Here is an 11,875-nt window from a genome sequence, read left to right as displayed (position 1 = left end):
GAAGGCGTTCCAGGATGCCGGCAATGCCCGACAGCAGGCCGCGCGTGGCACCTACGATCCGGCTTATCTGAATTACACGATGGGCAAGCTGATGATCCGCAAGCTGCGCGACGACTGGACCGGCAGTCGCGGCGGCCGGCAGGCCTGGAAACTATTCAACGATGAGTTTCTGTCGTTTGGCGGGCCGCCGATTCCGCTGGTGCGCTCCCAGATGATGCCGGGGCCGGCCGGTGACCTGTTTTGAGCGACGCTACTTGGACGTGGAGAGTGCCCGCAGGTCGCGCGACATCTTGATCGCGTCTTCGAGGCCGCTGTAGTAGCCGTCGACCCGATCGGTTTCGCGATAACCCAGCTTCGCATAGAAGTTGCGGGCCTCGCGCTTGCCGGCGCGCACTTCCAGGCGCACCAGGAACAGGCCGGCAACCATCGCGGTTTCCTCCACCCACTGCACCAGGCGCCGGCCGAGTCCTTGCCGGCGATATTCGTTCGCGACGCCGAGCAACGCGATGTGGGCCGACTCGTCGCCGTACTGGGCGAGGATGAATCCGGCCAGACGATTCTGATCGCGCGCGATCACGGCGGCGCTTTCGCGCTGACGCATCAGGCTGGCGACGCGCCGGGGCGTCCAGCTCCACGGCAGGTCGGCTTCGATCAGGTCGCGTGACAGGTGGGCAATAGCGGGTGCGTCCCCCATACGCGCTGGGCCAAGGGTGATGGTGCTCATCGGTGTCGATAGTAACCAAATCCGGCGCGGCTGAAACCGGCCGCGGCTCTCAAATGGGCGTTCCTGCTGGGTGTTCGCGTTCAGGTGGGGGTGCGGTTTCGGCGCCGTGACGTGGGCGGCGGCCGGCTAAGAAATATTTGCTCTATGATGCGACCCATGTCGCATCTCCTCCAGACACAGTTACGAACGAGAGCCCGGTCACTGCTGCTTGCGGCGGCACTGTGGGTGTTCTGCATCGGCCTGGCGCGAGCCGAAACTCTGCAGGACGGGCCATATGTCCTGCGCGCCGTCGATGGCAGCTGGCATTCACTATGGATCGACGGGCAGAGCGAAGGGCCGCGAGTGCGCGAACGAGCGGTCAAGGAGGGCGATGTAGTGACGGTCGCGGCCGTCGGTGCCTTTCCTGCGTTCGACGTTGAATTGCGAGGGCCGGCGCAGCCAGCGCCAGACGACATTCAAATCGACAAGCACACGGAGTTGTTCGTAATGGCCGATACGCATGGCGAGTTTGAAATCGCCGTGCAGCTCTTGCAACGACACGGAGTCATCGACGATCGCTTGCGCTGGTCGTTCGGCTCGGGCTATCTGGCCGTGCTCGGCGATGTGTTCGATCGTGGCCCGAACCAGACCGAACTCTTGTGGTTGCTTTACAAACTCGAAGGGGAAGCGTTGCGCGCCGGTGGCGGCGTGCATGTGGCGGTCGGCAATCATGAAGCCATGGTGCTCACGGGTGACGCTCGATATCTCAATCCGAAATACCCGCGCGTCGCGTCGCTGCTCGGCGCGGATCGATACGCTGCACTGTGGAGTGAGCAAACATTACTTGGCCAATGGTTGCGTAGCAAAGCTGCGGTGTTCCGCCTCGGTCAGTATCTGTGTCTGCACGGCGGCGTCTCGCGCGAGCTGGTCGATCGCGGATTGACTCTGTCTACAGTGAATCAAGCAGTGCGTGCCGCGCTGATGGATCGAACTGCGGCGGCCGGCGAGCAGGCCGAGTTCGTCATGGGCCAAAACGGGCCGCTGTGGTATCGCGGCTATTTCCAGGACGCCGCGCGCCGAGGTGGCTTCAAGGTGGCGGAGCCAAAGGACATCGAGCTGATTCGCGAACGCTTCGATGTGCAGGCGATTCTGGTCGGGCACACCACCGTGCCGACCATCACGTCTTTATATGGAGGGCGCGTGATCGCGGTGCAGGTCTATCCGCATCGGGATGAGCAGACGCGGGCGCCCGTGATGGAAGGCCTGTTGATTCGCAAAGATGGGCAGATGTTCCGAGCGCGCGTGGACGGCACGAAGGAAGTGTTGTCTCGTCCTTGACGCAGCCGCAGCGGCGATTGCCGTTACTTCGTAACGCTTCGTCACCGGTATGGAATATTTTTCGCAGCTCCGGGGGGTTCATTGCTGAACGCTACCGGATCTATACCAACAAGCAGCTCATTCGAACTGCGAGCATGCTCCCGGGTCCGATGTGATCGTGCTGGTCTCATATCAATCTGTGAGCCTGCCTGTGAACGGTCGAGGAAAGTAGGTTTTGTGAGTTGGCCCGTTGTTGTCTAGGCCATCGGTGTCCTCCTGCAGGCCACGGCACAACGATCTCTCAAGCTGACGCCGCGATCGTTCACAGGCTCCTCTTCAGGGCTCCGCGCTCAGAGCCCCCAACTCAACCGCTCACTCTTTACGCCCAGGTGCTGCGCTTGGGGCGCGACTTGATCCACGCGCCGAGAGCCAGGCCAATCAACACCAGCGCGCCGCCGGACAACAGCCAGCGCAACATCACATTGCGCTTCAGGTCCTGCACTTCCTCTGTCAACTGCGTGACCTGCGTGATCAGCGCCGTGTTGCTGGCCTTCAATTGTTTGTTTTCTTCGAACTGGGTGATGGCGGTGGCCGACACGCGGCGGATCTCCGCCAGCTCGGTTTGCAGTTTCTGATTTTCTTTGGCGAGCGTGCTGGCCTTGCCTTCGATCTCGGTGCGTGCGCCGCGCACGTCCTGATAATTTTCGCGCGCCGATTTCAGCTGCGCTTCGAGCGCCTCGACCCGCTTGGTCGCCACGGTCAGTCGGTCCTTCGCGACGGGTTGACTCACCAGATACTGAGTTGGTAACCATCCTTCCGTGCCATTCGGTGTGCGCACCTGAGTGAAGCCGGCGGCTCTGTCTTCGCCGAGCACTTCGAGCGCGAGGCCGCTGGGCAGCGCGGCGTTGATGATCTTGTGTCCGTTCGACGGGCCGCGGCGCAGAGGAACAGTCAGCTCATCGGAGATATACATCGTCGCGGCGAAGGCGCACACGGGTCCTAGCACCAGCAGCAGCGCTAGCAGAGCCTTTCTCAACATCAGCACGAATCCTTATAGGTCTAGTTGCTGCCGATCTGTCGGCAGATGCGCACTATAGCGAAACTTAACGGCCATAACGCCGCGTTCGCCATTTGGCGACAGCTCATGCGTAGGTACTTTCACGGCGCGTGAATTGCGCGCACTGGAAAAAAGGCGACGTCGTCGCCCTGTAAGAGTTGCTCGCGTAGCGAGCTGACGCAAACTTAATCGTCGAGTGCCGGCACCAGATCGATGTTTGCTAGGAGCTTGCGTGAGCTTGGTTGAATGCGAGCGCTAGTGGTGACTCGTCTTGTGAGCGCGCTCGGGGAAATTGACCAGGCAGCCGACGCCATCGGCGTACGGTGTCGCCACAGGTTTGCCGGCGAGCACGGCGTCGAGTGCATCGGTGAGATAGTGATTCTTTGCTGGACGCTGGCGCTCGTAAGACAGTCGGTCATCCATCGGACCGCGATACTTGAGCTGCCAGCCTTTGGGATCGATGACGAACACTTCGGAAGTGCGCACCACGCCGAGCGCTTCGCCGATGAGCTGCGAGTCGTCGAGCAGGATGGGAAAATCGATCTTGAATTCGTTCGCTTCCTTCGCGACCAGCTCGCGCGTGTCCTGCAAGTTCGAGTTCAGCAGCAGGAACTCGACACCCTGGCTGCGATACTGGGTGCGCACTTCGGCCAACGCCGGCAGTGCCTGGCGAACGATGGGGCAGCCGTTTCCCTGCACCATCAGCACCACGGCTTTCCTGTCCGAGAGGGAGTGGAGCTCGTGCGATTTGCCCTGCTGATCGAGCAGGCGGAAGTTTTCGACCCCCTGGCCCGGCTCGATGGCCAGCGCGGCAGTGGTCAGGCCCATGGTCATGGTCAGTGCGAGCAGTGCCCGCTTAGCTGTGTCTTTCATGGCAACCCTCAACGACATTCCTGGTCCAGCTATGGACAGCATTGTCAGCGAGGCCGGGGCAGCGGGCACTCCGGCAGCGGTGAAGATTTGTCAGTTTTAATCACCGGTTAGTATCGGATGACGGTTCGTGCCGGCTGGCCCTCCCAACGGAAGTCCTTGATCAGATTGAGATCCAGGAGCACGGCCAGGGCATCGACTCGATAGCCCGCGAGCCGGCATAGATCGGCTGCCGCGTACAGGGTGCCGCCGGTGGCGAGCACGTCGTCGATCAACAGCAAGCGGCCGTTGCCTTGCTGCATCTCCAGCACCCCCTCGCCGTATTCGAGCTGGTATGGGACGCTGACGACCGGCGGCGGCAGCTTGCCTTTCTTGCGAATCGGGACGAAGCCTTTGCCGTGCTTCACGGCCAGGGCGGCGCCGAGCATGAAGCCGCGGGATTCGATGCCGGCGACGGCGTCGATGTGCGTCCATTCCGCCGCGTTCAGCAACCCGCTCATCGCGTCGATGGTGGGCTCGAAGTGGCTGCGCAGTAATGGGGCAATGTCGCGGAAAATGATGCCCGGCTGCGGGAAATCGGCGACATCACGGATGAATTGCTTCAGATCGGTCATGAGCTCGAGATCGGTTGGGCTGCGCTTTGCGGTAAACTCTCCGTCCCCGATTATCGTACATGCATCGTCCCGATGACTGTTTTTCGCCGCGGACCGGTAGGTTCGCCGGTTTTCATCCTCCTCTAGTCCAAGATCTCCAATCAATGCCGACCATGTTTCCTTCCGCATTTCGTGCCCACCCCTGGCATGGCGTCGAGATCGGCGCCGAAGCTCCGTCCGTCGTGACCGCGTACATCGAGATCGTGCCCACCGACACGGTGAAATATGAGCTCGACAAGGCCACTGGCCTGCTCAAGATCGACCGGCCGCAGCGCTTCTCGAACATCTGCCCGTCGCTGTACGGCTTCCTGCCGCGCACCCTGTGCGCCGAGCGCGTCGCTGCTTATTGCGAAGAGCGCACCGGCAAGACCGACATCAAGGGCGACGGCGATCCGATGGATATCTGCGTGCTCACCGAGAAATCGATCGGCCACGGGGACCTGCTGGTACAGGCCATTCCGATCGGCGGCCTGCGCATGATCGATGACAACGAGGCGGACGACAAAATCATCGCGGTGATGCGCGACGACGCGATGTACGGTCACATGACCGATATCTCACAGTGTCCGAAGTCGGTGATCGAGCGAGTGCGCCATTACTTCCTGACGTACAAGCACGCGCCGGGCTCGCCGGATCACGCGGTCGAGATCACGCATGTGTATGGTCGCGAGGATGCGTACGAAGCGATTCGGCGCAGCCAGGCGGATTACACGTCGGCGTTCATGGGCGTGAGATAACTGCACCCACACCCCAGCTCCCTCGCCCTCAAGGGCGAGGGGGCTTGAACCTGCCCGGGAATCAGTTCCCGAGTAACTGAGGTCGCTCATTCGAGCGTTAGCAGTTGCTTGGCTTGGGCGAGAGTTGCGATGTAGTCGGTTTGCGTCTTGGTTGACGTCTTCGTTGACATACTATGTCAGCGTTTGAGGGTGTAATCCCGACATGCGCGCCGAACGACTCATTGCCATTCTCATGGCCCTGCAGAGGGCTCAGGCGCTCACCGCGGGTGAGCTGGCTCAGCGACTGAGTGTTTCAGTTCGCACCATCTTTCGCGATATCGATGCGCTTTCGACCATGGGTGTGCCGGTGTACACCGAGCAGGGGCGGGGTGGGGGCATTCGCCTGGTCGAAGGCTACACCTCCGATCTGACTGGTCTGTCCTCCGGCGAAGCCGAAGCACTGGCGCTCATCGCGAGTCCCGCCGGCATCGGCGTGCAGGATCTGGCCGCGCCAACCCGTACCGCTCTCGACAAGCTCGCGGCCGCCGTGCCGACGATGCATCAGCTGCGTGCTCAACATGCTCGCGGCAGATTGTTGTTCGATACCAAGCCCTGGTTCCGCTCGTACTCCGTCTCTCCTTATCTGGACACGCTGCGTGCCGCGATCTGGAAAGACGAATGCATCAACATCAACTACCGTCGCAGCAACGGCGAAGAAAAAGAGTACCTGGTCGAGCCTTACGCGCTGGTCGTGAAAGTCGACACGTGGTATCTGATCGGTCGTGTGAAGCGGGAGACGCGCGTATTTCGCATCTCACGCATGTTGTCGCTGCAGACCATGGGCACCAATTTCACGCGCGATGCCGATTTCGATCTGCACAAGTTCTGGAATGCCTGGTGTGAGAAGTTCGAGAAGAATCTGCCCGTCGCTTTTCCGGTGGAACTGAACATTTCGGCCAAGGGCAAGCAGCAGTTGCTGGACAGTTTCAACAACTGGTTTCGCGCCCGGCTCGAGCCGCTCGGTGAGAACTTCAAAGGCCGCAAGCCCGTGACGCTGGATTTCGAGCGCGAGGAGGCGGCGCTGCGCATCCTGTTCGATCTGGTGTTCGAGGCCGATATCGTCAAACCCACCGAGCTGCGTCGCAAGCTGCGCAATCAAGCCAAGCGGGTCGTGGCCGCCACCAGTTAGGGCCTGGCGACAGGCCCCGGTCATTTTTTCCCGAGCAGCACCGCGAACAGGCAGGCGATGATCAGCACGCTGTATTCCATGCCGTTGCGTCCCAGGCCGACCACGAACCAGCCTGCCTTCCAGTGGACCCACCAGATGCCGAGCGCGGTCTGGAGGATGAAGTAAGCCGCGAGTGCCGAGGTGTAGCGGCCGAGCAGCAGCAGGGTGCCGCCGATGATCTCGATGAGGGTGACTGCCCATGCCCAGGCCAGGCCGAACGGCAAGCCCCGCGACTCGAGAAAGGGCCCGAACGGGCCCACGGCGTTCTCGACGATTCGCATGACGCCATGAATGATGAACATCGCCGCGACGGCGACGCGCACCACCATGATTGAAGAGATCTTCATGATCGAGCATCCATCCTTTAGAAAAGGCGCGCGATCATAAGGGAGCGCGCCGGTGATTGCAGCATTACCGGAGTTTCGATCACCAGAGTGATGAACGCATCACGTCCAAAAGCATCTGGTGACATGGACACGGAACGCGCAATACTTCGGCGCCTCATGAGCACATCCACCGCGCCCTCAGCATCTGTGTCCGCCAGCACGCTTGGACTCATTCTTGCGGCGTCGGCGATCCTGCTCATCACGATGGGCGTACGGCAGACGACAGGGTTGTTCCTGCTGCCCATCACGCAGAGTACCGGCGTTTCGATCGTCGCTTTCAGCTTTGCGCTCGCCGTCGGCCAGTTTGTGTTCGGCGCTGCGCAGCCAGTCTTCGGTGCGATCGCCGATAAATACGGTGCGCCGAGAGTCATCGTCGCCGGCGCATTGTTATTGGCGCTTGGCTCCGTGCTCACGCCGCTCATGACGACGAGTGCCGGGTTGTTGCTCACGATGGGAGTGATCGCTGCGGCCGGTGCCGCCGCGGGCAGCTTCTCGATTCTGATCGGTATCGCCGCGCAGCGGTTGCCGCCGGAAAAGCGTTCGATGGCGTCGGGCATCATCAACGCCGGCGGCTCGATCGGTCAGTTCGTGTTCGCGCCTCTGGTGCAATTCATCATCGGCGTGGCGGGCTGGGCAAGTGCAATGTTTGCTACGGCGTTCGCCGCGTTGCTGACGATTCCGTTGGTGTTGCCGTTGGTCCGATCGGCTGCGAGTGCTGCGAGCAGTGCTGCCAGCACGGTCGCGGCAGGACACATCTCATTGAGCAGTCAGTTGCGCGAAGCGATGCGCAATCCGAGCTATCTGTACCTGCACGCCGGATTCTTCACCTGCGGATTTCACATTGCGTTCCTGGTCACGCATTTTCCCAGCGACCTGCAGCTGTGTGGCCTGACGCCGAATGTTGCAGCCAACTCGCTGGGTCTGATCGGGTTGTTCAATGTCGTCGGCAGCCTGGGCATCGGCTGGCTGGGGCAGCGCTATCGAATGAAATATCTGCTCGCGTGGGTGTATGCGAGCCGGGCCCTCATCATTGCGATCTATCTGGTGATGCCGAAGACGGCGCTCAACATCTACATGTTTGCTGCTGCGCTCGGTGTGACCTGGCTGGCGACGGTGCCGCCGACGGCAGGCCTGGTCGGCAAGCTGTTCGGCACGCGCTACCTGGCGACGCTGTTTGGTCTGACGCTGCTGTCGCATCAGATCGGTGGCTTCCTCGGCGCGTGGCTCGGCGGATTGGTGCTGTCGCAGACCAACTCATATCTATGGATGTGGTATGCCGATATCGGGCTGGCGCTGCTGGCGGCTATTGTGAATCTGCCGATCCGCGAACCAAAGCTGCAGGCTCAGCCGGCAACGGCGTAATCGGTGGCATCGCCGGCGGCTAGCCGCAATTTGCCGGCACCCCCCTGACGTCCTGCTGCCCGAGTGGGTACACTGCCGCGCCTTCAATAGCCGACGGATCAGTGCCATGACTGCACTCGTGACCCTGCGCAATGTCACCAAGAGCTATGTTCGCGGCAAACAAAAGGTCGAGGTGCTTCACGGCGTCGATCTGACCATCGAGACCGGCGAGTTCCTGGCGCTGATGGGGCCGTCGGGCTCGGGCAAGACCACATTGCTGAATCTGGTCGCCGGGCTGGATCAGCCCACCAGCGGCGAAGTGCTGGTCGCGGGCGATCGCATCGATCAACTGTCGCGCGGCAGTTTGTCCGACTGGCGCGCCCGACACATCGGTTTCATCTTCCAGTTCTATAACCTGCTGCCGGTGTTGACCGCCGAGGCCAACGTCGAAGTGCCGCTGCTGCTGACCGATCTTTCCAAGTCGGAGCGGCGCCGGCGTGTGCAGATCGCACTGGAGCTGGTCGGCCTCGCCGATCGCGCCCGTCACAAGCCAAACGAGTTGTCCGGCGGTCAGCAGCAGCGCGTGGCCATTGCGCGCGCCATCGTGTCCGATCCGACCCTGCTGGTTTGCGACGAGCCGACCGGCGACCTGGACCGTCAGAACGCCGAAGAGATCATGAACCTGCTACAGGCGTTGAACCGCAGCCAGAACAAAACCATCGTGATGGTGACCCACGATCCGAAGGCGGCTGAGTACGCCTCGCGCGAATTGCATCTGGACAAGGGCAAGCTCGCCAACGATTCGAGGCGCGCGGCATGAAATATTTCGGCCTCGTGTGGGCCGGACTGTGGCGCAAGAAGACGCGGACCGTGTTCACGATGGTCTCGATCGTGATCGCGTTCCTGCTGTTCGGTCTGTTACAAGGGATCAACCAGGGCTTCAACATTGCCATGCGCACCCTGGACGTGGATCGGTTGTATGTGTCGGCGCGCACCAGCATGACCGACGGCATGCCGATTTCATATCTGCAGCGCATCCGCAATGTGTCCGGAGTTCGAGCGGTGTCGCTGTGGGCCTATTTCGGCGGCTATTACCAGGACGCGCGCAAGCCTGTTCCGGCCTTCGCTACCGATGTGCTGGAGCTGTTCAAGGTCTACAAGGAAATCAAGATCAAGCCGGAATACCTGGACGCCATGGCGCGCACGCGCACGGGCGTGCTGGTCAGTGAGGCGCTGGCAGCTCAGCATGGCTGGAAGATAGGCGATCGCGTTCCCATCGGCACGTCGATCTGGACCAACAAGTCCGGCAGCAACGCCTGGGAGTTCGATGTCGTCGGCACGTTCGACGCCAGTGCCTACGGGATGAGCTTTCCATCGTTCTATCTGAACTACAGCTACTTCGATGAGGCGCGCCAGTTCGGCACCGGACAGGTCCATTACTACATCGTGTCCGTCGAGGACCCGAAGCAGGCGGATCGCGTCTCTCGTGACATCGATGCGATGTTCACCAACGCGACGGTCGAGACGCGCACGCAGACGGAATTCGCATTGGCCCAGTCGCAGCTCAAGCAGTTGGGCGACATCAATTTCATCGCCAATGCCATCGTCGGCGCGGTGTTGTTCACGCTGTTGTTCCTGACAGCGAACACGATGATGCAGTCGGTACGAGAGCGCACGTCGGAGCTGGCCGTGCTGAAGACGCTGGGATATTCGGATACCAAGGTGCTGGTGCTCGTAATGACGGAGTCGCTGCTGTTGTGCCTGTTCGCAGCTGCGCTCGGCATCGGGCTGGCGGCGCTGGTGTTCGAGTCGCCGGCGTTGCAGAAACTGTTCGGCAATTTCTCGATGCCATCCCTGGTCGCTGCCATGGGCGCGGGCATCGCAGTGCTGGTGGCGTTCGTCAGCGGCTTCCCGCCGGCGTGGCGGGCGCGACAGTTGAACATCGTCGACGCGCTGGCCGGGCGTTGATCGGGGGCGCTGCATGAAAATGTTCCGTCAGATCGGCGCCGTCACCGCGATGAACTTTCGCAGCCTGCCGCAGCGGGTGAGCACGTCGCTGGTCGTCGTCATTGGTATTGCCGGCGTGGTGGCGGTGCTCGTCTCCGTGCTGGCGATGTCGACTGGCCTGATTCGCACCATGCAGAACACCGGACGCGACGATCGCGCCATCATCATGCGCAACGGTGCCATCGCCGAAACGTCGAGCGCCCTGGATCGCAATTCGGCGAAGCTGATCGTCGACGGTGAGGGCATCAAGCGCGACGCCGATGGCAACCCGATCACGTCCGCCGAGACCATGCGCATCCTGAGCCTGCACAAGAAACAGGATGATGCCGAGATCAATGTGATCCTGCGCGGCGTCGGTCCCAAGATGCTCGAGGTGCGTCCCGAGCTGAAGATCATCGAAGGACGGATGTTTCAACCGGCCGTCACCGAGGTGATCGTCGGCAAGGCTGCGCATGCGCAGTTCAAAGGTCTGAATGTCGGTGACGTGGTGAATTCGCGCGGCGCGAACTGGACCGTGGTCGGCGTGTTCGAAACGGGCGGCGATGCGCACGAGTCGTCACTCATGACCTATGCGGAGACGTTGATCTCCATCGATCAGCGTGGCTCGTTTCAGAGTGTGACGGCGTTGCTCGATTCACCGTCGGCATTTCAGGCGTTCAAGGATTCGCTGAGCGCCAACCCGGGGCTGGCCGTGGATGTAGTGCGCGAGCGCGAGTACTACCAGCAACAGTCCAAGACCATGAGCACGATCATCTCGGTCATCGCTTACGTCGTGGGCGGCATCATGGCGGTAGGCGCGGTGTTCGCAGCGCTGAACACCATGTACTCCGCGGTTAGCGCGCGCTTACAAGAGATCGCTACCTTGCGCGCACTCGGATTTGGCTCGACGGCCATGGTGGCGTCAGTGTTGGCCGAAGCGTTGGTGCTTGCTTTGATCGGCGGTGTGATCGGCGCGCTGATCGCATGGCTGTTCTTCAATGGCAATACCGTGAGCACGTCGGGTGGCGGCATGGGGCAGATGGTGTTCGAGCTGACGGTCAGTCCGCAGTTGATGATTCTGGGCATCGTCTGGGCCTGCATCATCGGCGTGCTCGGCGGCTTTTTCCCAGCAATGCGGGCCGCACGCTTGCCCGTGGCCATGGCCTTGCGAGCGATCTAGTCGCTCGCCACAGACGCACATCGATGCGGCGCTGTCATTAAGGCGTCATACATCGAAACAAGAATAGCCCGGGAATAAGCCGGGCATGGATGGCTGCCTCAGGGAAGAGGCGCAGGCACGGCAGCAAACAACATCCTTTCGATCCCGGAGCCCTCATGTCCAACGCGTCTCGTTCCTGCGTGGCCGCGGCCATCGCGGTTGCATTGTTTCAGTCTGCTGCGCCGGCAAGCGCTGGCGATCATGGTAAGGGTCGGGATGAAGACCAGGGCAACCTCAAGCTGAAGCCGCTGGCGACTTACGATGCCGGCGGGGTGGGCTCGGCGGAAATCGTCGCGTTCGATGCCTCGAGCAAGCGTTTGTTTCTGGTGAATGCCGCGACCTCGACGGTCGATGTTCTCGACGTGCGCAATCCCTGTCTCTTATACACATCTCCGAGCC

13 protein-coding genes and 1 pseudogene are annotated in these 11,875 nt (G+C 61.4%); 9 read left to right on the top strand and 5 right to left on the bottom strand.

Going from position 1 to position 11,875, the window contains the following annotated elements; translation table 11 throughout:
* On the top strand, positions 1 to 244 hold a 244-nt coding region (locus D0550_RS33260; protein WP_116813482.1), incomplete at its 5' end, for a DUF885 family protein.
* 6 nt (positions 245 to 250) lie between these two features.
* On the opposite strand, the gene D0550_RS33255 is transcribed toward D0550_RS33260, so the two are convergent.
* The gene (locus tag D0550_RS33255) at positions 251 to 724 is read right to left on the bottom strand and encodes a GNAT family N-acetyltransferase (RefSeq protein ID WP_116813481.1); all 474 of its coding nucleotides are present in this window, start codon (positions 722 to 724) and stop codon (positions 251 to 253) included.
* Positions 725 to 880: 156 nt separating this feature from the next.
* Here D0550_RS33255 and D0550_RS33250 point away from each other — a divergent pair, with 156 nt between their 5' ends.
* Positions 881 to 2,041, top strand: a complete 1,161-nt coding sequence (locus D0550_RS33250) for a metallophosphoesterase (RefSeq protein WP_161966205.1) — start codon at positions 881 to 883, stop codon at positions 2,039 to 2,041.
* Positions 2,042 to 2,399: 358 nt separating this feature from the next.
* On the opposite strand, the gene D0550_RS33245 is transcribed toward D0550_RS33250, so the two are convergent.
* From D0550_RS33245 to D0550_RS33235, 3 genes are all read right to left on the bottom strand, one after another.
* Positions 2,400 to 3,059 (bottom strand): TIGR04211 family SH3 domain-containing protein, encoded by a 660-nt coding sequence (locus D0550_RS33245; protein WP_116813479.1) that lies wholly within the window; start codon positions 3,057 to 3,059, stop codon positions 2,400 to 2,402.
* 273 nt (positions 3,060 to 3,332) lie between these two features.
* Complete coding sequence (locus D0550_RS33240) at positions 3,333 to 3,950, bottom strand: redoxin family protein (RefSeq protein ID WP_161966204.1); 618 nt, start codon at positions 3,948 to 3,950, stop codon at positions 3,333 to 3,335.
* 107 nt (positions 3,951 to 4,057) lie between these two features.
* Positions 4,058 to 4,729 (bottom strand): adenine phosphoribosyltransferase, encoded by a 672-nt coding sequence (locus tag D0550_RS33235; protein WP_206606704.1) that lies wholly within the window; start codon positions 4,727 to 4,729, stop codon positions 4,058 to 4,060.
* Here D0550_RS33235 and D0550_RS33230 point away from each other — a divergent pair.
* Together D0550_RS33230 and D0550_RS33225 are read left to right on the top strand one after the other, a co-directional pair.
* On the top strand, positions 4,714 to 5,337 hold the full coding sequence (locus D0550_RS33230) for an inorganic pyrophosphatase (protein ID WP_206606703.1): 624 nt from the start codon (positions 4,714 to 4,716) through the stop codon (positions 5,335 to 5,337). The two genes, D0550_RS33235 and D0550_RS33230, sit on opposite strands and share 16 nt — an antisense overlap.
* 202 nt (positions 5,338 to 5,539) lie before the next feature.
* Positions 5,540 to 6,505, top strand: a complete 966-nt coding sequence (locus tag D0550_RS33225; RefSeq protein ID WP_116813475.1) for a helix-turn-helix transcriptional regulator — start codon at positions 5,540 to 5,542, stop codon at positions 6,503 to 6,505.
* Between the two features lie 20 nt (positions 6,506 to 6,525).
* On the opposite strand, the gene D0550_RS33220 is transcribed toward D0550_RS33225, so the two are convergent.
* Positions 6,526 to 6,891, bottom strand: a complete 366-nt coding sequence (locus D0550_RS33220) for a DoxX family protein (RefSeq protein ID WP_206606702.1) — start codon at positions 6,889 to 6,891, stop codon at positions 6,526 to 6,528.
* A 156-nt stretch (positions 6,892 to 7,047) separates the two neighbouring features.
* Between D0550_RS33220 and D0550_RS33215 the strand changes: the two genes are divergently transcribed.
* The 5 genes and pseudogenes from D0550_RS33215 to D0550_RS33195 all read left to right on the top strand — a co-directional run.
* On the top strand, positions 7,048 to 8,292 hold the full coding sequence (locus D0550_RS33215; protein ID WP_116813474.1) for an MFS transporter: 1,245 nt from the start codon (positions 7,048 to 7,050) through the stop codon (positions 8,290 to 8,292).
* 106 nt (positions 8,293 to 8,398) lie between these two features.
* On the top strand, positions 8,399 to 9,091 hold the full coding sequence (locus tag D0550_RS33210; protein ID WP_116813473.1) for an ABC transporter ATP-binding protein: 693 nt from the start codon (positions 8,399 to 8,401) through the stop codon (positions 9,089 to 9,091).
* A complete protein-coding gene (locus D0550_RS33205) occupies positions 9,088 to 10,239 on the top strand; it encodes an ABC transporter permease (RefSeq protein WP_116813472.1) in 1,152 nt (383 codons plus the stop codon). Before D0550_RS33210 ends, D0550_RS33205 begins: the two co-directional genes overlap by 4 nt.
* A 13-nt stretch (positions 10,240 to 10,252) precedes the next feature.
* On the top strand, positions 10,253 to 11,437 hold the full coding sequence (locus tag D0550_RS33200; RefSeq protein ID WP_241520998.1) for an ABC transporter permease: 1,185 nt from the start codon (positions 10,253 to 10,255) through the stop codon (positions 11,435 to 11,437).
* Between the two features lie 155 nt (positions 11,438 to 11,592).
* A pseudogene (locus tag D0550_RS33195) lies at positions 11,593 to 11,875 on the top strand (hypothetical protein); the annotation flags it as partial.

It is taken from the genome of Steroidobacter cummioxidans (assembly GCF_003104955.1).
Note: the sequence above shows the minus strand (reverse complement) of the source record. Positions and strands in the feature narration are given on the sequence as shown.